This window comes from Priestia koreensis, from assembly GCF_001274935.1.
Classification (GTDB): domain Bacteria; phylum Bacillota; class Bacilli; order Bacillales; family Bacillaceae_H; genus Bacillus_AG; species Bacillus_AG koreensis.
Genome location: NZ_LILC01000037.1, coordinates 29,073 through 54,275, shown reverse-complemented (window position 1 = coordinate 54,275; position 25,203 = coordinate 29,073). Strand labels below are relative to the sequence as shown.

19 protein-coding genes, 1 other RNA gene and 1 other annotated feature are annotated in these 25,203 nt (G+C 40.9%); of the genes, 13 read left to right on the top strand and 7 right to left on the bottom strand.

Translation table 11 applies throughout. The annotated features are described in order from the left end of the window. Positions 1 to 79: 79 nt before the first annotated feature. From rnr to ssrA, 3 genes are all read left to right on the top strand, one after another. Positions 80 to 2,446 carry a ribonuclease R gene (rnr, locus tag AMD01_RS21785; protein WP_053403558.1) on the top strand — a complete coding sequence of 789 codons (2,367 nt, stop codon included), beginning with the start codon at positions 80 to 82 and terminating at the stop codon, positions 2,444 to 2,446. A gap of 65 nt (positions 2,447 to 2,511) precedes the next feature. Then, positions 2,512 to 2,979: an SsrA-binding protein SmpB gene (gene smpB / locus AMD01_RS21780; RefSeq protein ID WP_053403557.1), complete on the top strand. Its 468-nt coding sequence runs from the start codon at positions 2,512 to 2,514 to the stop codon at positions 2,977 to 2,979. Positions 2,980 to 3,124: 145 nt separating this feature from the next. Beyond that, positions 3,125 to 3,487: a transfer-messenger RNA gene (ssrA, locus tag AMD01_RS23785) on the top strand. Between the two features lie 162 nt (positions 3,488 to 3,649). Here the strand turns inward: ssrA and AMD01_RS21775 are convergent. Beyond that, positions 3,650 to 4,249 carry a nitroreductase family protein gene (locus tag AMD01_RS21775; protein ID WP_053403556.1) on the bottom strand — a complete coding sequence of 200 codons (600 nt, stop codon included), beginning with the start codon at positions 4,247 to 4,249 and terminating at the stop codon, positions 3,650 to 3,652. 225 nt (positions 4,250 to 4,474) lie between these two features. On the opposite strand from AMD01_RS21775, the gene AMD01_RS21770 reads away from it, so the two are divergent. Next, positions 4,475 to 4,828 carry a DoxX family protein gene (locus AMD01_RS21770; protein ID WP_083446665.1) on the top strand — a complete coding sequence of 118 codons (354 nt, stop codon included), beginning with the start codon at positions 4,475 to 4,477 and terminating at the stop codon, positions 4,826 to 4,828. A 39-nt stretch (positions 4,829 to 4,867) separates the two neighbouring features. On the opposite strand, the gene ileS is transcribed toward AMD01_RS21770, so the two are convergent. Next, positions 4,868 to 7,954: an isoleucine--tRNA ligase gene (gene ileS / locus AMD01_RS21765; RefSeq protein WP_053403555.1), complete on the bottom strand. Its 3,087-nt coding sequence runs from the start codon at positions 7,952 to 7,954 to the stop codon at positions 4,868 to 4,870. 57 nt (positions 7,955 to 8,011) lie between these two features. After that, positions 8,012 to 8,252: a binding site (T-box leader), on the bottom strand. Between the two features lie 207 nt (positions 8,253 to 8,459). Here ileS and AMD01_RS21760 point away from each other — a divergent pair. Together AMD01_RS21760 and AMD01_RS21755 are read left to right on the top strand one after the other, a co-directional pair. Next, a complete protein-coding gene (locus AMD01_RS21760) occupies positions 8,460 to 9,179 on the top strand; it encodes a YebC/PmpR family DNA-binding transcriptional regulator (protein WP_053403554.1) in 720 nt (239 codons plus the stop codon). Between the two features lie 588 nt (positions 9,180 to 9,767). Next, complete coding sequence (locus AMD01_RS21755; protein WP_053403553.1) at positions 9,768 to 10,721, top strand: nuclease-related domain-containing protein; 954 nt, start codon at positions 9,768 to 9,770, stop codon at positions 10,719 to 10,721. A gap of 26 nt (positions 10,722 to 10,747) precedes the next feature. On the opposite strand, the gene AMD01_RS21750 is transcribed toward AMD01_RS21755, so the two are convergent. Both AMD01_RS21750 and AMD01_RS21745 read right to left on the bottom strand, forming a co-directional pair. Next, positions 10,748 to 11,317, bottom strand: a complete 570-nt coding sequence (locus AMD01_RS21750) for an FUSC family protein (RefSeq protein WP_053403552.1) — start codon at positions 11,315 to 11,317, stop codon at positions 10,748 to 10,750. A 108-nt stretch (positions 11,318 to 11,425) separates the two neighbouring features. Next, entirely contained in the window at positions 11,426 to 12,850 is a 1,425-nt protein-coding gene (locus AMD01_RS21745) for an NAD-dependent succinate-semialdehyde dehydrogenase (protein ID WP_053403551.1), read from the bottom strand. A gap of 135 nt (positions 12,851 to 12,985) precedes the next feature. Here AMD01_RS21745 and AMD01_RS21740 point away from each other — a divergent pair, with 135 nt between their 5' ends. Continuing rightward, positions 12,986 to 13,834 carry a LysR family transcriptional regulator gene (locus AMD01_RS21740; protein WP_053403550.1) on the top strand — a complete coding sequence of 283 codons (849 nt, stop codon included), beginning with the start codon at positions 12,986 to 12,988 and terminating at the stop codon, positions 13,832 to 13,834. 44 nt (positions 13,835 to 13,878) lie between these two features. Here AMD01_RS21740 and AMD01_RS21735 read toward each other — a convergent pair whose 3' ends face one another. Both AMD01_RS21735 and trhO read right to left on the bottom strand, forming a co-directional pair. Continuing rightward, positions 13,879 to 14,475 carry a DedA family protein gene (locus AMD01_RS21735; protein WP_053403549.1) on the bottom strand — a complete coding sequence of 199 codons (597 nt, stop codon included), beginning with the start codon at positions 14,473 to 14,475 and terminating at the stop codon, positions 13,879 to 13,881. 549 nt (positions 14,476 to 15,024) lie between these two features. Continuing rightward, a complete protein-coding gene (gene trhO / locus AMD01_RS21730; protein ID WP_053403548.1) occupies positions 15,025 to 15,939 on the bottom strand; it encodes an oxygen-dependent tRNA uridine(34) hydroxylase TrhO in 915 nt (304 codons plus the stop codon). Positions 15,940 to 16,111: 172 nt separating this feature from the next. Between trhO and AMD01_RS21725 the strand changes: the two genes are divergently transcribed. From AMD01_RS21725 to AMD01_RS21710, 4 genes are all read left to right on the top strand, one after another. Continuing rightward, positions 16,112 to 16,948: a YitT family protein gene (locus tag AMD01_RS21725; RefSeq protein WP_083446664.1), complete on the top strand. Its 837-nt coding sequence runs from the start codon at positions 16,112 to 16,114 to the stop codon at positions 16,946 to 16,948. A gap of 110 nt (positions 16,949 to 17,058) precedes the next feature. Then, the gene (locus tag AMD01_RS21720) at positions 17,059 to 18,693 is read left to right on the top strand and encodes a diguanylate cyclase (RefSeq protein ID WP_053403546.1); all 1,635 of its coding nucleotides are present in this window, start codon (positions 17,059 to 17,061) and stop codon (positions 18,691 to 18,693) included. Between the two features lie 5 nt (positions 18,694 to 18,698). Then, positions 18,699 to 19,064, top strand: coding sequence for a response regulator transcription factor (locus tag AMD01_RS21715; protein WP_053403545.1), 366 nt, complete (start codon positions 18,699 to 18,701; stop codon positions 19,062 to 19,064). Beyond that, on the top strand, positions 19,057 to 21,915 hold the full coding sequence (locus tag AMD01_RS21710) for an ATP-binding protein (protein ID WP_245638998.1): 2,859 nt from the start codon (positions 19,057 to 19,059) through the stop codon (positions 21,913 to 21,915). The genes AMD01_RS21715 and AMD01_RS21710 overlap by 8 nt, the downstream gene beginning before the upstream one ends. Positions 21,916 to 21,954: 39 nt before the next feature. On the opposite strand, the gene AMD01_RS21705 is transcribed toward AMD01_RS21710, so the two are convergent. Then, entirely contained in the window at positions 21,955 to 22,926 is a 972-nt protein-coding gene (locus tag AMD01_RS21705) for an ABC transporter substrate-binding protein (protein WP_053403544.1), read from the bottom strand. A 220-nt stretch (positions 22,927 to 23,146) separates the two neighbouring features. Between AMD01_RS21705 and AMD01_RS21700 the strand changes: the two genes are divergently transcribed. Continuing rightward, on the top strand, positions 23,147 to 24,151 hold the full coding sequence (locus AMD01_RS21700; RefSeq protein WP_053403543.1) for a FecCD family ABC transporter permease: 1,005 nt from the start codon (positions 23,147 to 23,149) through the stop codon (positions 24,149 to 24,151). Next, positions 24,148 to 25,194: a FecCD family ABC transporter permease gene (locus AMD01_RS21695; RefSeq protein ID WP_053403542.1), complete on the top strand. Its 1,047-nt coding sequence runs from the start codon at positions 24,148 to 24,150 to the stop codon at positions 25,192 to 25,194. The genes AMD01_RS21700 and AMD01_RS21695 overlap by 4 nt, the downstream gene beginning before the upstream one ends. Positions 25,195 to 25,203 lie beyond the last annotated feature (9 nt).

The window sequence follows — 25,203 nt, the reverse complement described above, 5'->3', positions numbered from 1 at the left end:
ATGATGCTCCGACATAAAATAAATCTGCGGAGCATCCTTTTTACATAGAGTCAGATTCCAATTTAAAGGAGGGAACAGCATGGAACAGGAAATGCAGCAACACATTGATCGTCTGCTTGCTTATATGAAAGAAGAGTCATACAAGCCGCTTACGGTAAAAGAATTGGAAGAAGTATTTGGTATTGAAGATTCGTCTACGTTCAAATTGTTTGTCAAAGCATTAGTAGAGATGGAAGACCAAGGTCTTATTATTCGTACGCGAAGCAATCGCTATGGTCTACCAGAAAAAATGAATTTACTGCGCGGTAAGTTTATTGGACATGCAAAAGGATTTGCTTTCGTTGATCCAGAGGATACAGAGCTAGACGACATTTTTATTCCACCGAATGAAACAGGGAACGCCATGCACGGTGATATCGTTCTTGCACGTGTCGCAACAAAATCAAGCGGTTCAAGACAAGAAGGTACCATTGTTAAAATCATTGAGCGTGGAACGAAGGAGATCGTCGGAACGTATACGGAAAGCCGTAATTTTGGTTTCGTAATTGCCGATGATAAAAAAATCGTGAGCGATATCTTTATTCCGAAAAAGGCAAAGAACGGAGCAATTGACGGACATAAAGTAATCGTACGCCTTACCTCTTATCCAGAGGGTCGTATGAGTGCAGAAGGTGAAGTTATTGAAATTCTTGGTCATAAAAATGACCCAGGAGTGGATATCATTTCAGTGATTCACAAGCACGGTTTGCCAACGGCTTTCCCAGAGAACGTCTTGCAGCAGGCTAACGATACGCCAGAAACGATTAACGAAGATGAAATCAAAAATCGTCGTGATTTACGTGACCAAATGATCGTTACGATCGATGGCGCAGATGCGAAAGATTTAGATGATGCTGTTACGGTGACAAAGCTTGATAACGGTCATTATAAATTAGGTGTCCACATTGCTGACGTTAGTTACTACGTAACAGAAGATAGCGCGATTGACGTAGAAGCTCAAGATCGCGGAACGAGTGTTTACTTAGTAGACCGCGTTATTCCAATGATTCCACATCGTCTTTCAAATGGGATTTGTTCATTAAATCCTCAAGTCGATCGCTTAACGCTTTCTTGTGAGATGGAAATCAACAGTCATGGTGAAGTGGTCAAACACGAAATCTTCCAAAGCGTCATCAAAACAACGGAGCGTATGACATATTCAGACGTGAAGAAAATCTTAGATGACAAAGATCCAGAACTTCTTGAAAGATACGAACCGCTCGTTCCAATGTTTGAACTTATGGGTGAACTTGCAGGCGTTCTACGTAAAAAGCGTATGGATCGCGGTGCCATTGACTTTGACTTTAAAGAAGCAAAAGTATTGGTTGATGAAGAAGGGAAGCCAAGTGACGTAGTACTACGTGAACGTTCGGTAGCAGAGCGCTTGATTGAAGAGTTCATGCTAGTTGCCAATGAAACGGTAGCAGAGCACTTCCATTGGATGAAGATCCCGTTCATTTATCGTATCCATGAAGAGCCAAACGAAGAAAAACTAACGCGTTTCTTCGAGTTTGTCGCAAACTTTGGTTATACGATCAAAGGAAAAGGAAACGATGTTCATCCACGTGCGTTACAGGAGCTTTTAGAAGAAGTTCACGGCAATCCAGAAGAGATGGTTGTATCAACTGTTATGCTTCGTTCAATGAAGCAAGCTCGTTATGCGCCAGACAGCTTAGGTCACTTCGGGCTATCAACGGAGTTCTATACGCACTTCACGTCTCCAATCCGTCGTTATCCAGATTTAATTGTACACAGACTTATTCGTACGTACTTAATTGAAGGAAAAGTTGATGAAAATACGCGCGCGAAATGGGCAGAGCTGCTTCCTGAAATTGCGGAGCATTCGTCAAACATGGAACGTCGTGCAGTTGATGCAGAGCGTGAAACAGATGACATGAAGAAAGCAGAATACATGGCTGACAAAGTTGGCGAAGTATTTGACGGTATTATTAGCTCCGTAACAAACTTCGGTGTGTTCGTGGAGTTAGAAAATACGGTTGAAGGTCTTATTCATGTAAGTGACTTAACAGACGATTACTACCGCTATGATGATCGTCAATACGCTATGATCGGTGAACGCACAGGTAATATTCTTCGTATTGGTGATGAAATTACGGTACGTGTAGTCGATGTGAATAAAGAAGAGCGTTCAGTTGATTTTGTTGTAGAAGGTATGAAGGGCTCTCAGCGCCGTGAGCGTAAAGCACGTCCAACGGTGATTAAAGGGAAACAGGATGGACGCAAAAAGCCGACGAAAAAACAAGGCGGCGAACGTTCAACAAGAAGAAAACCGTCTTCACCTTCAGCTTCAGCCTCATCATCATCTGATAAGAAGCCGAAGAAAAAGCGCAAGTTCTACGAAGGCGTTGCAAAGCCGGCGAAAAAGAAAAAGCGCAAAAAACAATAGTAGGAGAAAGGAGCCTTAGGGCTCCAATCTCCCGCTAAGTTTGATGTAGATAGAGAGGGATTGTTATGCCAAAGGGAGCAGGAAAAGTAATAGCTCAAAATAAAAAAGCAAACCATGATTACTTTATTGAGGAAACATTTGAAACAGGGATTGTGCTACAAGGGACAGAAATTAAATCCATTCGTGCTGGTCGCGTGAACTTAAAAGATTCATACGCACGTGTCCACAACGGGGAATTGTTTCTATACAGCATGCACGTAAGTCCGTATGAACAAGGAAACCGCTATAATCATGACCCACTGCGCACGCGTAAGTTACTGATGCATCGCCGTGAAATCAACAAGCTAATTGGCTATACGAAAGAGACAGGTTACTCGCTCGTACCGCTAAAAGTGTACTTGAAAAACGGATTTGCGAAAGTTTTACTTGGTGTCGGGAAGGGTAAAAAGAAATATGACAAGCGTGAAGATCTGAAGAAGAAGGAAGCGAAGCGTGACATTGAGCGTGCGTTCCGTGATCGTCAGAAAGTGTAACTTACAAAAAGTTACATTTGCATGATTTTGTGTTTGTGCTATAATAATAACTGTAGTTGCCAGTTACCGCAGTTATTTTAAGCTCATTGTAGCTACCTGCTATGACAAGACGTTGTAGCTTTTCCGAATAACTCCTTTCTTATATGGGGACGTTACGGATTCGACAGGGATAGTTCGAGCTTAAGCCGCGAGTCGAGGGGATCGGCCTCGTCAAAACGTCAAAGCCAATAATAACTGGCAAATCAAACAACAATTTCGCTTTAGCTGCCTAATAGTAGCTTAGCGGTTCCTCCCTCCATCGCCCATGTGGTAGGGTAAGGGACTCACTTTAAGTGGGCTACGCCGGAGTTCGCCGTCTGAGGACGAAGGAAGAGATTAATCAGACTAGCGACTCGGACGCCTGTCGGTAGGCAGAAGAGATCGCGAATTACGAATATGCCGACTACACTCGTAGACGCTTAAGTGCCGATATTTTTGGACGTGGGTTCGACTCCCACCGTCTCCACCAATACATACTGTTGGTGGTTTTTTATTTTTATCAAACAAATGATTGAAGCGAAAAGTCAGTGCCCCTAGGCGCTGACTTTTATTTTTGGTTTTATTCTCACAAATCAGACTGCAAAACAAGTTACAATACAAAAAAGCCGCAAATTAATTGCGGCTTTTTGCATTATTTATAAAATTTTACACGTGTATCTAGCGGTTGGAATTCTTTTTCGCCTGGTTCAGCAGCAGGGTTTCCGAAAGGCATTTGAGCGATAAGCTTCCATTCTGCTGGAATGTTCCACTCTGCTTTTACTTGCTCGTCAATTAGTGGATTGTAATGCTGTAATGAAGCGCCTAAGCCTTCAGCTTCTAATCCTGTCCATACAACAAGTTGGTGCATACCAGATGATTGGTTAGACCAAACAGGGAAGTTGTCAGCATATAGAGCAAATTGTTCTTGAAGAGCTCTTACAACTGACTCGTCTTCAAAGAATAACACTGTGCCATAGCCAGCTTTGAATGAATCCATTTTTTGCTGTGTTCCAGAGAAGTCTCCGTCACCTACAACTACTTTTAATGTGTCTGTTGTTAAGTCCCAAAGCTTATCATGTGCAGCACCTGTTAAGACCACAACACGTGCACTTTGTGAGTTAAATGAAGATGGAGTGTGCTTAACCGCAAATTCAACAATTTCTTTAATACGCTCATCTGATACTTTTACATCTTTGTTAATTGCATAATAAGAACGGCGTGATTGTAACGCTTCATATAAATCGATTGTCATTTGTTATTCCTCCCAATTGTCCTTTGTTTCGAATTAAAATATTTCAAACTCAAGATAATTATAATTAGGGTAGTTGTAATTGTCAAACTATTTCATTTGTTATTTTGTAAAAACTGGGTTGAGCAAAAAAAGAAGTTCTACGTGGGGCATTTTTGCAATATATCCTAGTAATAGGGAACATGTACCCTATTGTTCGAAGCAAAAAACCTATGACAAGGGGGTTGAATGAGGATGTTATCCGTCATTCTTCAAGTAATCTTAGGTATTGGCTTTGTAATGTTTGGTCTAATGAAATTTGGTTCCAAGCAAATGGTGGAGGGGTTCAAACAGTATGGTTATCCAAGCTGGTTCCGCATCTTTACAGGACTTGTTGAGGTCGTGTCTGCCGGATTATTAGTAGCAGGGATATGGAAAGAAGCTCTTGCAGCGTGGGGTGGTTTGTTAGTTGTTGTGACTATGATTGGAGCGGTCTTCACACATATAAAGATAAAAGACAGCTTCAAAAGCATGGTCATGCCACTTGTTTTGCTCATAATCGGAGCCGTTGTTCTATATCTTCAATGGAATCATTTATTTTAATTGTGAAAAGCCTACCCGTGAGAACGGGCAGGCTTTTGTTTAGTTAGCGTTGATATGAATTGATACGGCTTGCTGATTCACCGTGAGGGTAGGTTCTGTTTTTAAATCGGTCAACATTAAATTTTTTAACAATAAATTTTCTTTTAAGACATAATCAAATTGCGAAAGAATGTTCTTCATCTCATCGGTCACCCCGAGCGTCAAATCAATTCGTAAGTTAACTGGCAAATCAAGCTTTTTACGTTGATCCTGAACGGCCCGCACGACTTCCCGCACCATTCCTTCATGAACCAATTCATCTGTCAGTGTGATCGTGAGTAAAACCGTTAATTCATTTGTAGCGGCAACGGCCATTCCGTTTGGTGCTACTTGCGAAATGATCACATCTTCTTTTGTAAGGTGAAGTATTTGATCGTGTAACAGAACTTCTAGCTGTTCTCTCTCCAACAATTCTTTTGCTACCGTATCAGTCTGGCTCGTTAGCCAGCGGTTTACCTCATTGACAAGCTTTCCAAACTTCGGTCCAGCACTTTTAAAATCAAGCTTCACTTCATATGTTAGAAGGTTCTCTTGAGGTGATGACACCTTGATTTGTTTGATGTTCAGCTCTTCTTTAATGACGTCCTCGTAATTTTCCCACGGTACATCCGCATCAGACACAATCGTTAGCGCTTGAAGTGGTTGCTTTACTTTAAGTGAGTGATTGTTACGTATACTCCGCCCAAGCTCTACAACTTGTAAGACAGCGCTCATTTCCTCCTCAAGCTTTACGTTGATGAGCTTATCGTTAAGCGTAGGATAATCAGCTACGTGCACACTTTCTCCTGTAAGATTTTCATGAACTTCATCTGTCATAAACGGTGCAAAAGGTGCCATCATTTTACTAAGTGTTAACAGAACTTCGCGAAGCGTTGCGTAGGCAGCCGCTTTTTCTGTCGTCATATCCTTTGCCCAAAAGCGCTCTCTAGAACGACGAACATACCAGTTGCTTAGCTCCTCGATAAAGGCGGCAATCTCACGGGCAGCACCTGTAAATTCGTAGTTCTCTAGACCATGTGTAACGTTTTGTAGCGTACTGTGAAGCCTTGAAAGAATCCATTCATCGAGTTTTGTTCTTTTCGTATGCTGATGTTGAGCAGGATCGTATCCGTCGAGTTTTGCATATAGAACGTAAAAGCTGTATACGTTCATGAGCGTATCAATAACTTTTGACTTCGCTTCTTGTACGACGCGCTTAGAGAACTTCTTTGGATTCCACGGTGCACTGTCAGCTAGAAGTGCCCATCTAAGTGCATCGGCTCCGAATGTATCTACAAGCTCTAGTGGATCAAGTGCGTTGCCTTTACTCTTAGACATTTTTTGTCCATTTTCATCTAACACATGACCGAGAGAGAGAACTCGTTTATAAGGTGCTTTCCCTGTAAAGAGCGTTGACACGGCGAGGAGGCTATAAAACCATCCACGTGTTTGGTCAATCCCTTCTGCGACAACATCGGCGGGAAATTGATTTTGGAATTGATCACTGTTTTCAAATGGGTAGTGATATTGTGCAAATGGCATTGCGCCGCTATCAAACCATACGTCAATGACTTCTGACGTGCGCTTCATATTACCCTGACAAGAAGGGCACGTAAGATCAATTTTATCTACATATGGTTTGTGTAATTCAACGTCGTCTTCTACAGTGCTCGTTGCATAGCGCTGCAATTCTTTCATGCTTTTCGGAGCAAGCTGATGGTTACATTGCTCACATTCCCATACGTTCAGCGGAGTTCCCCAGTATCGCTTTCGACTGATGTTCCAATCAACAATGTTATCTAAAAAGTTTCCAAAACGTCCGTACTTGATATGATCTGGATGCCAAGTAACGTCGTGGTTATTCTCGATTAACTGACCCTTGATCGCGGTCATTTGGATAAACCAGCTCTCTGTCGCATAGTAGAGGAGAGGGGAGTCACATCGCCAGCAGAATGGATAGCTATGCTCGTATTTTTCTTTGTGATAAAGAAGCCCTTGATCAGCCAAGTAACGAACAACATCTACATCGCAATCCTTTACAAACCGTCCTTCAAACATCGGAACATCAGCCGTATAATGTCCTTTTTCATCTACAACATTAACAAAAGAAAAGCCATGTTCTTTGATTACGCGGTAATCATCCTCCCCATAAGCAGGTGCGATATGAACGACACCTGTTCCGCTTGCCTCTGTAACATAGTCAGCAGTGAGCACTTTATGACCATTAGAGACAGTCACTGTTTGAAACGGAGGCTCATAGGACACGCCGACAAACTCATTTCCTTTATGCTCTGATAAAAGCGTAAAGTCACCTTTTAATACCTCATTAACGAGTGACTTTGCGACTACATATGTTTCCGCTTGCTGCTGTACGCGAACATAGGTGATCTCTGGATGAACAGCTAGCGCAACGTTTGCTGGTAATGTCCACGGCGTAGTCGTCCACCCGAGGAAAAACTCTCCGTCACGATCGGTCCGCTTAAATTTGACCGTTGCTGTTAAGTCTTTTACATCTTTATAGCCCTGTGCAACCTCGTGTGAACTCAGTGATGTTTGACAGCTAGGGCAGTATGGTGACACGCGATGCCCCTTATAAAGCAGTCCTTTTTCGTGTATAGTTCCAAGCACGTGCCATACGCTTTCGATATATGAATTATCAAGTGTAACGTATGGGTCATCCATGTCGACCCAGTAGCCGATCTTCTCCGTAAACGATCGCCACTGTTTCTCATACGTAAACACACTTTCCTTACATTTTTGAATAAATGCTTCTACGCCATACTCTTCGATTTCGTGTTTGCCTGAGATTCCAAGCTGTTTTTCAACCCCAAGCTCGACAGGGAGCCCGTGCGTATCCCAACCAGCCTTTCGCAACACGTGATAGCCAGACATTGTTTTATATCGTGCTACCACGTCTTTAATCGTTCTACCTAAAGCATGCCCAACGTGTGGAAGACCGTTAGCTGTCGGTGGTCCCTCATAGAAAACGAATGATGGTTTATCCTTTCGATTTTCAACGGATCGCTGAAATACATTCTGCTCAGACCAGCGCTTTTGGGTGCGCTGTTCGCGTTCAACGGCTGTTTCTTTTGCATTCACTTCTTTCATGTGATACCACTCCTTCATAATGAATGAAAAGCACACAAAAAAGACCCGTCCCTCTAAACAAGGGACGGGTCTAACCCGCGGTACCACCCTGGATTCTATTGACCGTTCATCAATAGCACTCAGCAACGTACAATCATACGCGTTCTTTTTAACGGTAGACTACCGTCCAGGCTTACTTACTGTTCAGCCTGGCTTCTCAGAGAGGATATTCGGCTACACCCTGAGCACCGGTTCTCAGCAAAACACCGGCTCTCTGTGGAACAGCTTGTAGCGTACTAGTTCTCATCAACGAATTTTGTGTGCTTTATTGGTAGTTATTGTATGCGACTTAATTTTGAATGTCAATATTTTGAAGAGGAAGCTTCCCCCTAATTTTAGTTAATAAACTCGAAATGAGAGGGGGAGTTGATGTATAATGGTATGCAGGACTTGCGTGTAAAACGCAAAATATACTTTATTTATGATGAAATGAGATAGATTCAAAAAAAGAAAGAGAGTGTTCAATATGGGTCGTAAGTGGAACAATATTAAAGAAAAGAAAGCGTCAAAGGATGCTAATACTAGCCGTATCTACGCAAAATTTGGTCGTGAAATTTACGTTGCTGCCAAGCAAGGTGAACCAGATCCAGAATCTAACCAAGCATTACGAGTAGTACTTGAGCGTGCTAAAACATATAACGTACCAAGAGCAATTATTGACCGTGCCATTGAAAAAGCAAAAGGCGGCGCAGAAGAAAACTATGACGAGCTTCGCTACGAAGGCTTCGGACCAAACGGTTCAATGGTAATCGTTGATGCCCTAACAAATAACGTAAACCGCACAGCATCTGACGTTCGTGCAGCGTTCGGTAAAAACGGTGGGAACATGGGTGTGAGTGGATCGGTTGCTTACATGTTCGACGCAACAGCTGTTATCGGGGTAGAAGGTAAATCTGGTGACGAAGTGCTAGAACTACTAATGGAAGCAGACGTAGATGCGCGTGACATTCTTGAAGAAGAAGACGCAGCCATCGTATATGCAGATCCAGAACAATTCCATGCTGTTCAAGAAGCATTCAAAACAGCTGGTGTAACAGAATTCTCAGTAGCAGAAATCATTATGTTAGCGCAAAATGACGTTGAGCTACCAGAAGACGCACAAGCACAGTTTGAAAAAATGATTGATGCGTTAGAAGAATTAGACGATGTTCAACAGGTGTACCACAACGTTGACTTAGGTGAATAAGAGAGAAGCAGACCTTTTGGGGTCTGCTTTTTTTATTGGTAGACCGTGGTGCTGAGCACATGACCAGGAAAAAATCCGATAAGGGGTAGAAATCGACCGATAGGAGCGGAAAACCGATCGATAGAAAAGCAAAAGTGATCGATAGAAGAGAAAACCCAGTTAAATGGGAGAAGAAAGGAGTGCCAATTCAGTAAAAAGACCGATAGCGGGGAGAAAATGATCGATAGAAGCCGAAAACCGATCGATAGAAAAGCAAAAGTGATCGATAGAAGAGAAAACCCAGTTAAATGCGAGAAGAAAGAAGTGCCAATTCAGTAAAAAGACCGATAGCGAGGAGAAATTGACCGATAGGAGCGGAAAACCGATCGATAGAAAAGCAAAATTGATCGATAGAACAGAAAAACCGATCGATAGAAAAGAAAAATCAGTTAAAAACGAGTTACTCAATCATAAAAAAATTCGTTTTACTTAAATTATAGGGATAAGAGGGAAGAGACGAGTGATTACTGTTGAAAATCATCTCAGAATAGCAGGGAATTCTCTCTTTTAAACCGAACATATGAATGACTAAATAAAAGGAGGAATGTAATGATTGCGAAGGAACGCACAATTCCATTAAAGCTTCAAAAGTTAGAGGCCTTACTGAGACGTCTTCCACATCAGCACGCAAAAAGAGACAGTATCGCTGAAAAGTTATATCGTTTAAAAGCGGGTTATAGAGGAGAGAGGGAGATTGATTATCCCCTTAGCTTTTTACCAGAAGATACTTACTGGATCTTGCATGATTTGCGTCTTTTCGATGGTAGCCATTATTTTCAGATTGATACGTTAGTGATCTCACAGCGATTCGCCCTCATTTTAGAAGTGAAGAACTTTAAAGGTGTACTCGTCTTAGAAGAAAGCTTTCAGCAGATGATTCGCATCATTGATGAGAAGAAAGAGGGCTTTCCTAATCCAGTTTTTCAGCTTGAACGACAGAAAAATCAACTTAAAAAATGGTTTGCGTTTCATCATATTGCCCCCATTCCTATTGAAGGCCTAGTAGTTATTAGCCGACCACAAACGATTTTACAATCCACACCGAATCACCCTCACATACACACGATGATCCACGCAGAAAAAATTCCATTCATAGTAAGAGAAATGTCTCAGCTTCACTCAAAAAAGAAATGGTCTAAAAATCAAGTATATGAAGCAATAAAATTAACCTTAAACGAGCATGCGCCCCTCGACATCGATATTTTAGAACAGGAAGAGATTTTACCGATCGAGCTCATAAAGGGTGTTCAATGTCCTTTTTGTGATGAGCTTTCAATGAAGAGAGGGTGGGGAAGATGGGACTGTCTGTTATGTTATAAAACATCAAAGACGGCCCATTATGCTGCTCTCAATGATTATAAGCTCTTAATTAGTCACACCATTTCCAATCAACAAGCGCGCAACTTCCTATGCATCGAGTCTCCGATAGTCACTAGAAAGCTTTTGCTTACTTCTCCAGCACGGGAAGGTACGAATCGCCACCGTATTTATCATCTAACGTAAAAAGCATTTCCAACAGGAAATGCTTTTTATCGCTTATTCAAAATGTTCTTAGGTGAAGCAAGTTGTTTCGCTTCACTTAATTCCGTTTGAAGACCTTTTATATAAGCAGAAAATGAGGAGCTAGGAACGATGAGTAGGTTAATCATGACGCCGATAAAAGCACCAATCGCTGTTTCAACAATTCGTCCATATCCATACCCTGAAGAAGACATAAAAGCAAGTACCATCGTGGCCGTCACGCCAATTTGAGAGACAATTTCTTTATGGATGTTGAGCGCGGTTGATACAGCCATACCGACTAAAATGCTAATAAAGACGGTAAAACCTGATATCGGTAGGATGTGGGCGATGGCTACACTAATTGTAACCCCACCAATGACTCCGGCCATTCGGAAGAGGGCCTTTTGAATAGAGTTTTGAATAGTTGTATTTGTAATTAAGACAGCCGCCAACGGTGCTAAAAATGGGAAAAGGTCAGGGAAAACGAGCTTTGAAACCCACCATGCGATACCGGCAGCAAGCGCCGTTTTAAAAACTTGTAAGGTAATGCCCATTTTCGAGAGAAAGGCAGCTGTTTCTTTTGTTATACGCTTCATGTTGAAGCTCCTTTCTTTCAAATCTAAACAAAGGAAACCGGACGTGCAAAGGGCAAGTCCGGTTCACTAATCAATTGTCAATAAAGGTCTATTATACACAATCAGCTCTTATAGTCCTAAGGAAATATATTTCATTTCGAGGAAGTCTTCAATACCGTGACGGCTTCCTTCACGACCTAGTCCGCTTTCTTTGAATCCACCAAACGGTGCTTGAGCAGCAGAAGGGCCACCATCATTTAAACCAATGATTCCATATTCAAGTGCTTCGACAATATGGATGGCTTCTTTAATATCTTCCGTGAAAACGTAAGCTGCTAATCCATATGGGCTGTTGTTTGCACGACGAATCGCATCATCAACATCTGTAAACGTTGTGATTGGTGCAAGTGGTCCAAACGTTTCTTCATACATACAAAGCATATCGTCTGTTGCATTTTTAATAACAGTTGGTTCAATAAAGAATCCTTTTTGGTCTGTTAGTGCATGTCCACCAGTCAGGATTTCGCCGCCTTTTTGAACAGCGTCTTCAATTTGCGCTTTCACTTTATCAACTGCGCTTTTATTGATTAACGGTCCAATATCTGTGCTCTCATCTAAACCATTACCAACACGAAGCTCCGCTACTTTTGCGGTGAATTTTGTAGTGAATTCTTCTGCGACAGATTCTTCAACAAAGATGCGGTTTGTACATACGCATGTTTGACCACCATTTCGGAATTTTGATGCCACTGCTTGTTCAACTGCTTTTTCCATGTCAGCACGCTTTGTAATAATAAGCGGAGCATGTCCACCTAGTTCTAGTGATAATTTTTTTACTGTTTCAGAAGCACCGCTCATGAGAATTTTTCCGACACGTGTAGATCCTGTAAAGGTAAGCTTGCGGACGCGTCCGTCATTTTGCCACACTTCTGAAATAGGTGCAGCTTCACCTGTTACAACATTCACGACCCCTTTTGGAATACCTGCTTCTTCAGCTAACTGCGCTAGTCGTAGTGCTGTAAAAGGTGTCTCTTCAGATGGTTTTAGTACGACTGTACAACCAGCAGCTAAAGCCGGAGCTAGTTTTCGTGTGATCATCGCAGCAGGGAAATTCCAAGGTGTAATAGCTGCGACAACCCCAATAGGTTGTTTTTGAACGAACAATCGTTTGTTTGGAGAAGAAGCTGGAATCGTTTCACCGTAAATACGTTTTCCTTCTTCAGCAAACCAAGAAATGAAGCTATTGGAGTAAGCAATTTCTCCTCGTGCTTCTTTTAATGATTTTCCTTGCTCTGTTGTCATAATTTCAGCTAGCTCATCTATGTTTTCTTCAATTAATTGAAACCATTTCATTAGTAAGCGACCGCGATCTTCTGCCGTTCGTTTTGACCATGTTGTGAAGGCTTCAGAAGCAGCATCAACTGCCATTTGTGCTTCTTTTGCGCCTCCGTTTGGAATAGAACCGATTTTTTCCTCTGTTGCAGGATTTGTGACATCCATTGTTTTTTCAGTTGAAATCCATTCACCGTTAATAAGCATTTTATTTAAAAACATCGTTCAATTCCTCCTTGTAACCGTATGGTTCACTTGTGTGTTGCGTTTGATTCATACATAGACTATCATGTATCTAAAATGTTGAGAACTTCCCTTAAGTAGTAGGGGTATAACAAAAGGTTATGGGTGATAAAGATGAGAACAGAATGGCTTGAGTCTTTTTGGATAACCGCAGATACACGTAGCTTGTCAAAAGCAAGCGAGCAACTGCATATGTCGCAGCCGGCCTTGAGTAAGCAAATGCGTAAATTAGAAGAGGAACTTGGTGCTTCATTATTCAAGCGTACTTCTAGCGGTGTGGAGCTCACGAAGGCAGGAGAGATACTGTATAAAGAAGTTCAGCCGCTGCTTCAAAAGCTACAAAGCATCCAGCGCGAAATCGTTTTGACGGAAGAATGGACATCCGTAACGGTAGGGACGTGGCCGAGTATTGCGAGCTCTTATTTACCGTACAAGCTTGCAGAGGCAAAGACCGAGCGGAAAATAAACGTTAAAATATCATACAGTTACCATGATATTTTTGACTATTTGAAGTCAGGGGAAGTGGATGCGGCATTAATTGATGATCAATTTATCTCACATACGTATTGGTCAAAGCCGTTGTTTACCGAAGACTTTTATTTGTTTTTGAATTCGGATCATCCGCTAGCAAAGAAAGAAGAGGTCTCTTTTTCGGAGTTTGAGAATGAACCGCTCGTTTTACTTCCGGAAGGCTGTGATGTACGTTCCTCTATTGAAAGAGCATATAGTGAAAAAGGAAAAGACCTTCCTATTTCAACGGAGATAGATTTTGGGCAAAGTATTATTGGGTTTATTCATGCTAATTTAGGAATGTCTATTTTACCAAAGATTTTTATTGATCACGCCCGAGGATCTCATGTCAAAGCGTTGAAAATTAAGGGAATTGATTTAAGTAGACAAATTTCACTCGTCGCTCATAACGATAAATTAGGCAAGCAGCTCTATGCCTTGCTGTTTCAATAGACTACACAAATAAACGAGACAGTCCTTTTTGCAGACCATCTCGTTTATTTGTACACTCTTTTTTGCTGTTTGTAGTACCAGAAGAGTCCGATTCCTAGACTTAACAAGGCGAGGAAGATAATAAGTGGGTAGTGAATGTAACTAGACATCTGCTCCCAGCCGCGACCAAGTTCCCTTCCGATAAGCAAGAACACAAGCACCCAGCACATAGCACCGCTATATGCATAAATGATGAATTTCTTTCCGTCCATTTTCGAAATGCCAGCTAAATACGCTGTAATATATCTTACACCAGGAATAAAATATCCAACGAATAGTACGACAGGTCCCCAGCGATTAAAGTAGGTATGAGCTTTTTCAATCCGCTTCTCATTTAACCCCACTTTTGGTCCAATTTTTTGTAAGAAGGACATGCCCAACAATCTACCGATCCAATAGCTAATGGAAATTCCGATAAATGTCCCAAATACTGCGCTTATATAGGCATATAAGAAAAACATGTTCCCACGGTGAATTTGATAGCCTACAAATACTAAAATCACTTCATCAGGAATAGGGAGCCCAATCATGCCTCCTACAAAGAGAGCAATGATTCCCCAATATCCATAGTGAGAGATCATATATCCCATTTCATGTTCCATTTGACATTCTCACCACATTTCTGCTTTGGTTTTTAAATTACATGTGCCTAAGATCCTTTTCGTCATCACTATACATATGATGAAAATTGCTTTATATGTATATGTTAAAACGCAAAGGAATCTTCTAATTCGTAGTGAAAAGGGCATTGCTAGGCGCCCTTTTAAAGGAAAAAGGGGAATTCGTCTAGACTAAGTACATACATATTTAAGAGCCTTCTACTAAAAAGGCCTGCGAAACTTTTGGGGATGACAGTATGTTTGGTGAATGACTGGTATCTAAACATTTTACGATCGTTTGATCATAGCGATCGTTTACCAAGACGTATTAAGGTTGAATCACGCCGAATTACATCAAATATTTCTAGAAAACAGGCGAAAGAATTTAAGTCCATTCATATACAGGATAACAAATATAGGAATTATATAATAGTAATTTACAAATATTAATGAAAATGAATCGTCTTATTCACCTATTCAACCCCCAAGTTTTACAAAAAAGGCAGCGGTCTAAATAGGTGAAACTTCACGTTTAGAGGGCTGCCTTTTTGCTTAGCTATGGACTTGTTCAGAGTGTTCTTTTACATAACGGTTGTGTGGATGATCTTTGCATTCTTGACTACAAGAACGAATATGCTCATGTTCACAGTCTTCACATAAAAGAAGATGTTTATTACAATCAGGATTTCCGCATTTTACATAGCGCTCTTCAGGATTTCCACAGTAGTAGCATTTTCCAACGACTGTAGATTCTTCTGTACGATTTACCGGTACCGAAATACGCTCGTCGAATACGTAGCACTTTCCGTCCCATAAGCGACCTTGTACATTTTCATCGTAGCCATAGGTGATGATTCCACCTTCAAGTTGAGACACATCTTGGAAACCTTCTTTTAGAAGAAACCCAGAGAATTTCTCACAGCGAATGCCACCTGTACAATACGTTAACACTTTTTTGTCTTTTTGGTCACTTAGATTGTCACGAATCCAGTCAGGAAGATCACGGAACGTTTCAACGTCTGGACGAATGGCATTTTTAAAGTGTCCAAGATCATACTCATATGTGTTTCGCGCATCAATAATGATGACGTCGTCTTCTTGCATCGCTTTGTAAAACTCCTCAGGAGGAAGATGGTTCCCTGTAAGTTCATTCGGATTTACATCATCTTCTAAGCTTAAGTTTACAATTTCACGCTTGACTTTAATTTTCATTTTTTTGAACGCATGCTCATCAGATTTCTCGATTTTGAAAATCATATCAGCGAAACGTGCATCAGATTTTAAAGCCGCCATGTAGGCTTCTGTTTGAGCCACAGTACCAGAAACGGTCCCGTTGATTCCTTCATTTGCCACAAGAATACGTCCTTTTAAGCCGATTTCTTCACAAAGCGCCATGTGCTCTTCTTTGAAAAGAGTCGGATCTTCAATGGGCGTATATTTATAATAAAGTAATACTTGATATTCCATGTGTTTACACCTCTATTTAAATAATCAATCTCTATCATATCAAAAAAGGACATTAGATAAAAAGAACATTATTTGACAAAGCATCTTTTCAATAGATTCCCTTCTTGTTACAATCAAGTTATTTGAAAATGAACCATAAGGGATTACCAACTAGAGAAACGAGAGGGACATCATGAAGAGCTGGATGAAAGAAATTATTTATATCATTATTGGATCTTTTCTGTTTGCTTTTGGCATTAACTATTTTGCTTTGCCAAATGAATTAGCTGAAGGTGGCGTTACCGGGATCACGATGATCACGTACTATCTTTTTAAGTGGTCACCAGGAACCGTAAGCTTTATCTTGAATTCAATTTTACTCATGATCGGATACAGACTATTACAGAAGAGAATCATTATTTATACAATTATCTCCATTGTGACCACTTCGCTCAGCTTATATGCAACGGAACATCTGCAATTACCGCTTGATGACACGTTATTGGCGGCAATTTTTGCAGGAGTAATAATCGGAGTGGGACTAGGGTTAGTATTTCGTGCTGGTGGAACGACAGGAGGTTCGACCGTATTAGCCCGTATGATGACACAGTATTTTGGATGGAGCATGAGCAAAGGAATGCTGTTTTTTGATTTAATCGTAGTCGTAAGCGCATCGTTTGTGATTGGTCTTGAAAACATGATGTATACGATTATCTCCATTTATATAAGCACAAAAGTGATCGATTATATTATGGAAGGAATGGATTCAAGAAAAGCAGTGACGGTCATTTCTTCACAAGCGCTTGAAATTGCCGATAAGATTAATAAGGACGTTAACCGAGGAGTGACGGTTTTTTCGGCTCAGGGTGGTTATACGAAAGAGGCAAGAGAAATTTTATATATTGTTATCAACAAGCAAGAGCTGTTTGAAGTGAAGAAAGTGATTCATCACATTGATCAAAAAGCGTTTGTTGTGATTCACGATGTACGTGATGTATTTGGAGAAGGGTTTACGCTACCTCGTTCATGAGGAGCGTTAGCCCTTTTCGTTTATCGTACTTTATTCAATAGAAATGGTTTACTCGGTCAGTCCTTAAGACCTATAATCGAGTTATAGATTTAGAAAAGGTAGGAATAAATGTGAAACGTTACCACAATCGTTTTTTAGAAAATATAAAAAATCAGCTCGTTCGGTGGGATGAAGTTTCTCATATTTCTCACCAGGACGTCTATCGTTTTTTACATTCCATTCAAGGGACAAGCGGAATATTAGGCTTGCAAGACATTTCCAATAAAGCGGCTGTGCTTGTGCACTCACTACAAGAGGAAAGCGAACGTGTTTGGACATCTGATGAAGTAAAAAAGTACTGTTTAGAGCTGCTACACCTTTGCTACACGTTTGAAGTCGATTCAGCGATTGAAGATCAGCCGAATGGAGAGATACAGACACGAATTAATAAAAATGCTCCCGTTATTTTAGTAGTAGATGACGATACCTCCTTCTTAATGGTTGCAAAAAAAGCGTTAGAGGATGAAGGATGGCAAGTAGTACCTAAAACAGATATAAAACGAGCGGTCCAAAGTTTTTATGAAATTCAACCTGATTGTATTTTGGTAGATGTTTATATGAAAAATGAAACGGGGTTTGAACTGCTCAATTTTTTTGAAGAGCAGTCAAAAAACAGTTTTATTCCGACGATGATGATCAGCATGGATCATTCCAAATCGACGCGAGTCATGGCGTACGAAAAAGGTGCAGATGATTTTTTAACGAAAGATATGGAGATGGACGAACTTATTATTCGAATTAAGCGTCAGTTGACGAGGAAAAAGAAAGTTGATCAGTTACTGCTAGTGGATGAGTTGACAAAGGTTTACAACCGCAAGTTTTTGACGCAAATGTACCCAACTCTTCTCGCTAACCATACGCTACACGAAGGTAGAGCGTGCTTGGCTGTGGTAGACTTAGATCATTTTAAAAATGTGAATGACAGCTTCGGACATATTGTAGGAGACAAAGTACTCCAAACGTTTGCTCAATTTTTAAGTCGCCATCTGCGAAAAGAGGATTTCATTTGTCGATACGGAGGCGAAGAGTTTGTCCTACTTTTTTCGAATATTTCCATTAGTGAGGCAGAGAGGGTCATGAATACTCTTCGCGATCAGTTTTCAATGCTGTTATTTGATGGAGAGGCAGAGCAATTTTCCTGTACATTTTCAGCAGGGCTAGTGGAAATAAAGGACGTTTCGGTTGATATTGATCAATGGGTTGACCTAGCCGACGATGCCCTTTACGAGGCAAAGGAAAGCGGACGAAATCGAGTAAAAGTTCATCAAGGTTCATCTACTATTGGTTCACAGCGCACTGATCTCAGAATTGCTGTCGTAGATGATGATCCGATTGCGCGGGTCGTAGTGAAAAATACGATTACTAGTTTAATAGAAGAAATGAATGTTCGGTGTAGCGTTGAAACGTTTGGTGATGGACAAGATTTCGTTGATTCAAGCTTTCACCAAGACCCTGCACCATGTATCGTTATTCTAGACGGAGTAATGCCGGGACTGGACGGATTAGAGGTACTCAAACATATTCGTTCTCTACAAAGCTCTGATCAATATAAAGTAATTATGCTCACATCAAGACAGACACCTGATGATATTGCAAAAGCGCTTCATCTAGGAGCAGATGATTATATGATTAAACCTTTTTATAATCAAGAATTAATAGATCGTGTAGAAAAATGGATTTTAAGAAGTTCGTATCGGAAGGCGTGACGAAAATGGCAAATATTTTATTGGTAGAAGATGAGGAAGTACTACGTATGTTGGTAGTTGATGTATTGGAAGATGAAGATCATTGCATCGATGAAGCAATTGATGGGGATGAAGCAATCGATTTACTCCAGAAAAATGAATATGATTTAGTGTTATTAGATTATATGATGCCTGGTAAAACAGGACTAGAGGTAGTACAACATATTCGAAAAATGAATCGTAATCAAGATGTGAAAATTATGATGCTTTCTGCTAAAAGTCAGCAGGCAGATAAAGAACGTGTATTAAATGCAGGAGCAAATTACTTCATGGCTAAGCCTTATAGTCCAATTGATTTGGTAAAGAGAGTCGAGGAGATTGTAGGTGAGTAACGTAAGCACTTATTTTAGTAACAGCTTGTCTCGTAAATTTTCCCTTGTGATGATGATCTTTATTTGTATCTTTGTCATTGGATCGGGTTCGTTAGTTGGTTATCAGCGTTACATGATCAATCACTATGCCGATAATCAGGAGGATTTGCGAGCGAAAAGGAAAGTTGTGCAAGAAATTGGTACAGCGTTTAATGAAGCATTTTTCGATTCAAGGGGGTACATCGCTTTTGACCGAAAAGATTTAAAAGAAAATGCCCTTCGGCAAGAGGCAGTCATCAATCAGCTACAAGAAAAACTGAAGCCATACGTAAAAAGTAATCGTGATAAGCAATATTTCAATGAAATGAACAGCTTTAGGCAATATTATTTCAAAGACCTGCTCCTCAAGGGTTTTCAGTATCATGAGCGCAACGAACGGGACCAGCTCATTAATCTATCCAAATCAGGTGGAACAAAAAGCGTCGTGACCTTTCAGCGTGATTGGTCGGATTTTACGAGTCAGATTAACAAAGATCTTGAGAATGATTTTTTACAACAAGTAAGCAAGCAATCTCAAATGGAGTTCGCTTTTATTATCTTTATTTTAATTATTTTATTTGCGATTGCTTGCATTATCCGCTTGGCAGTTAATCAAATGGGAAAACCACTGAGTACGCTAGCATCAGCCGCTGAACAGCTAGCAGCGGATGAGGAAGTCGCTATGTTGTTAGATACGAATCGCAAAGACGAAATAGGGAAGTTATCAAGTGCGTTTCAACGAATGGTTCATACGATTCATGAAAAAGAGCAGTATTTAATTGCTCAAAACGATGAGCTCTTAGCACAACAAGAGGAACTTCAAGCACAGCAAACAGAGCTTGAGGAGTTATTAGATCTCACTGAAAAACGTGAGCAAATGCTGAATCGACGAAATCAGCTTATTAACGGCCTTTCGAATTCGCTAGATAAGCAGGAAGTGTTAGAGAGCATCGTGCTTTCAATGTCTCAACTTCTTGGGGCTGACCGAGGAATTGTGTCACTATTTAATAAAGAACGAAGCTATGCGAGTATCGGTGTTTCAGCAGAAGGAGCAAAACAATTTTTAGACCATCTGTACAATGGGTTAAACGAAAAATTATTCAAGCGAAAAAGAGCGTACACCATTAAACGAGAGATTGCTCCTTCTGAAAAAGGATTTCACACTGAAGTAGGGTACAGCTATGATGTGTATATCCCTATTCTGTCTTCAAAAGATGAGGTAGAAGCGGTGATGGTATTTAATCGTTTTAGCCATGAGTTTTCAGCAGCGGAAGTGGCTGAATATGAAGGACTAGGAAAGCAAATCGCCATTTCATTAGAAAAAATTACGATGTATGAGCGAGCAGAAAATGACCGCTCAACGTTTCAAAGTATTTTAAATAATGTTCAAGAAGGTATCCAGCTCGTGAATAATGAAGGAGATATCATCACGCTCAATACGAAAATGACTGAGATTTTAACGTGCTCAAGTCAGACGAAGGCAACTGCGTGGCAGGATAACTTGCTTCACCTTGTAAAAGATGCTGACGGTTTGGCACATTATTTTGCCATTGCGTTTAATGAGTCTGATGAAGTGTACACCTATCAGCTAAAAGAAGAAATGCAGGTCATTCAAGTATACGCAACGCCTCTTTACAATGGGAGAGAAAAAATTGGCACGATACTCGTTCATCGGGATATTACGAAAGAGTATGAAATTGATCAAATCAAATCGGAGTTTGTGAGCACGGTTAGTCATGAACTTCGCACACCGCTCTCAAGTATTTTAGGGTTTTCGGAACTGATGCTATCTAAAGAGCTGAAGCCCGAGAGACAGAAAAAATATGTTCAAACAATCTACCAGGAAGCACAGCGTCTAACAGCGTTGATTAATGACTTTTTAGATGTGCAGAGGATGGAATCTGGAAAGCAAACGTATGACAAACGATATGGCGATGTGATGCCAGTCATTCAAAGAGTAATTGATCTACAAAAAATAAATGTGAAAGATCATACGTTCCACCTGCAACGAGAGACAGATCAGACCACTATTTTAATGGACGAAGATAAAATCGGGCAGGTGCTGATGAATCTGATTAGCAATGCGGTGAAATATTCTCCAAATGGAAAAGACATTACGGTAAGAGTGTATGAGCAATCAAGCAAGCTTTGTGTAGATATCATCGATCAGGGACTAGGTATACCAAAAGATGCACTTGATAAGTTATTTACGAAGTTTTACCGAGTAGATAATTCCGATCGCCGTAGAATTGGAGGGACGGGTCTTGGTCTTTCTATTGTCAAAGAAATCGTTAAAGCTCACCAAGGAGAAGTAGAGGTTCAGTCTACGCTCAAAGAAGGAAGTACTTTCACCGTTAAGTTACCGTCGGTGCAACAGGCCGACCAGGAGATAGAAGAGCAGGTATTACTTACGAAAAGCGCTCATGCGCATGTCATGATTATTGAGGATGATATGAGCTTGGCAACATTGCTAGAGGCCGAGCTTCAAGATAGTAACTTCGCCGTGAAGCATTACAAATCAGGAAGAGAAGCAATGCGTGCGCTTGAGGAGCAAAAACCGGATGCCATTGTGTTAGATATTATGCTGAATGAAAAAGATTTAACGGGTTGGGACGTATTAACGTACTTAAAACAAAGCGCTCGTCTAAAGGATATTCCAATTGTCGTATCATCCGCATTAGAGGAAAAAGAGAAGGGGATGTCGTTAGGAGCAAGTAGCTACCTAGTAAAACCATATCGACCGAGCCAATTATCAAAGCTAATTCTTCAAATTCTTTTAACACAAGAGAAAACAGGTGAGATTTTAATTCCTTCAGAAGAGAAGAGCGAGTAATAACCAAAAAGAGTTTCCGCAAAAACGGAAACTCTTCTTTCATTTACTTTGCAAAAAGTACTTTTCGATATCATCAAGCATTAAATTAGCAGCGATTACGCCACCGGCTGTGTTCCAAATGGAGTCATCTACTTCACGTACGTTGCCTTTTTGAGACACGTTCAGCTTTTTAAATAATGGATCGTTCAGCCAATCTTTTTGTAGTTTTGAGACTTCTTTATTCGCTGGGTCATAAGTAAAGTAGAACAGCACGTCACCGTCCATTGCAGGGATACGCTCTTTTGTCGCGTTCATTTCTGCAAAATCTGGTTTGTCCTGTGATGCTGGGCGTGCAAATCCTAATTGATCAAGAATGACTCCAGAGAAGCTATCTTTGTGATAAATACGAACATCACCAGCTGTGAAGCGTACAATCGATACTTTTTGTTGAAGTTTATCCCCAAGTTTTCCTTTTAAGTCCTGAATGCGTTGATTGAAATCAGCAATCACTTTGTTGCCTTTTTCTTCTTTATTAACGGCCTTTGCATAAAGCTTGAAGTTTTCTTTCCAATCGCCACGAAGCTCATCTGAGAAGACAGTTGGGGCAATTGCATTGAGCTGATCGTAGATCTTTTCTTGACGCTGTTTGTTCCCGATAATTAAATCTGGTTTTAATGAAGCAATCGTTTCTAAGCTTGGCTCACTTTCTGTACCTACGCTTTTCACATCTTTCATGTCTTTCTTAATATGGTCATACCAAGGGTTACCCGCCCATGACTGAACGGCTCCAACAGGTGTTATGCCCATTGAAAGTAAAGCCTCTGTTCCTTCATTTGTTAAGACGACAATACGTTTCGGGTTTTCTTTTATTTTAGAGATGCCCATGGCATGTTTTATTGTATAGGTGGAAGCGCTCTTTGAGTCATCTTTGCTTTCGGATTTGTTGTCACTGCTATTATTGCCACAAGCGGCTAGCACGACGAGTAAAAGAGCAGTAAAAACAGCTAGTAGTGTAGAATATGTACGTTTCATCTTAAACCCCCATAATTGATAATGATTTTCAATAACAATTAAAGAATAATGGATAAATGAGTAAAAAGTCAATAACTAATTGAAAATGATTTTCAAACTCATTGACAGAGTGCGAGCGTTACCATAAAATTTTAATTGAGAATAAATCTTAATCAACACGTTTGAACGTGACCTATAAAAAGAGAAAAAAGCTACATAGGGAGAGATAGGAGTTTAAAGCATGTTGCTACAAACAAGAAATGCACGAATTGTAGGATTAGTGGGGGGGCTTTTGTTACTCATTGTTTGTGCCGTTGCAAGCATCGTAATGGGATATACGCACACAAGTTTAAAAATGGCCTATGATGCGTTTCAACATAATAATGGATCAACGGAGCATCTTGTCATTCAGAATGTTCGTCTGCCACGAGCTCTCATCGCGGCAACAGTAGGAGCAAGCCTTGGGATAGCAGGGGCCTTAATGCAAGCATTAACGAAAAATCCGCTTGCTTCACCAGATATTATGGGAGTGAATGCAGGAGCAAGCTTCTTTATTGTGGTGGGCTTCATGCTGTTTTCACTCAATTCATTACAAGCGTTTGCTTGGGTAGCGTTTCTAGGAGCGGCGGTCGCTGCAATGATCGTATATCTATTAGGAGCGTCAGGAGCAGAAGGTCTAACACCAATTCGCCTAACGCTAGCAGGAGCAGCGATTGCAGCGATGTTTTCCTCGCTGACACAAGGACTTCTGGTCCTCGATGAAACGTCATTAGAACAAGTACTATTTTGGCTTGCAGGTTCTGTACAGGGACGCAAGTTATCCATTCTATGGTCGGTGTTCCCTTATATCGCAGTTGCAATTGTGATGTCCTTTTTCATCGCTCAAAAAATTAATATTTTAACAATGGGAGACGGGGTAGCAAAAGGATTAGGACAGCGTACAGGTACACTAAAAGTTGTCACCGCTCTTATTATTGTGGTTTTGTCAGGTGGTGCTGTGGCCATTGCAGGTCCTATTACCTTTATTGGTATTATCATTCCTCATATCGTCCGCTTCTTGGTTGGTCACGACTATCGCTGGATCTTGCCTTATTGTGCAGTCGTTGGAGGGATTTTTCTTCTAATCGCAGACATAGGCGCAAGATACGTCATTATGCCTGAAGAAGTTCCGGTAGGAGTGATGACGGCGATTGTAGGGACACCATTTTTCATCTACATCGCACGTAAAGGAGGACGACAATCATGAACAAATTTAAAGCAGTGAGGGTGGGACGATTCTCTACGCTCATTCATCAAAAGGTCATCCTTACGATTGCGGTCTTTTTCTTTCTTTTGCTCGTTGTTTTTCTTTTAAGTACGGGAATGGGGGAAACGTTTTTCAACCCGTGGATTGTAGCAAAGACGGTGTTAGGGTACGGAGATTCCTTTCATGAGCTAGTCATTAACTCTTTTCGACTTCCTCGTATTGTCATGGCTCTTTTAGTTGGGATGAGCCTTGGTGTTGCAGGAGCCATTCTACAAGGTCTGGTTCGCAACCCGCTAGCAGCTCCAGATATGATGGGCATTACAGGAGGAGCATCTGTTGGAGTCGTGCTGTTTTTATCCCTATTTAGTAATAAAAGCAACTCATTAACTGTCAGCATTGAGTGGATGCCGGTGAGTGCGTTTCTTGGCGCATTACTGGTTACACTAATCTTATATATGTTATCTTGGAAAAAGGGAGTTTCTCCTCTTACACTTGTTCTTGTAGGCGTGGGGTTATGGGCGATAACAAAAGCCTTTACGACTTTATTTATGGTACTAGGGCCTATTTATCAAGCAAGCCAAGCAAATATTTGGATTACAGGAACGGTGTACGGAGCGAATTGGCGTAATATCGCTGTGCTTGCTCCCATCACATTTGTACTACTAATAATTAGTTTTGTGTTGAGTCGCATTATTAATATACACGAGCTTGGAGAAGATTTAGCTCAAAATGCAGGAAGTAAGGTGCAAAAGCATCGTTTACTTCTGCTTATTTTGTGCACGGGGTTGGTCGGCAGTGCTGTTGCCTTTGCGGGCGGTATCGGGTTTGTCGGACTAATGGCTCCACATATCGCGAGGCGTTTAGTCGGTTCCTCTTTTGGTGCATTGCTACCATTAACCGCTTTGATTGGTGCTCTTCTTGTTATCATCGCTGATACGATTGGAAGAACAGCGTTTCTACCTGTTGAGGTCCCAGCAGGTGTCTTTACGGCAGCGATCGGCGCACCGTATTTTATTTTTCTACTATTTCGCTCGAAAAAATAAATGAAAGAT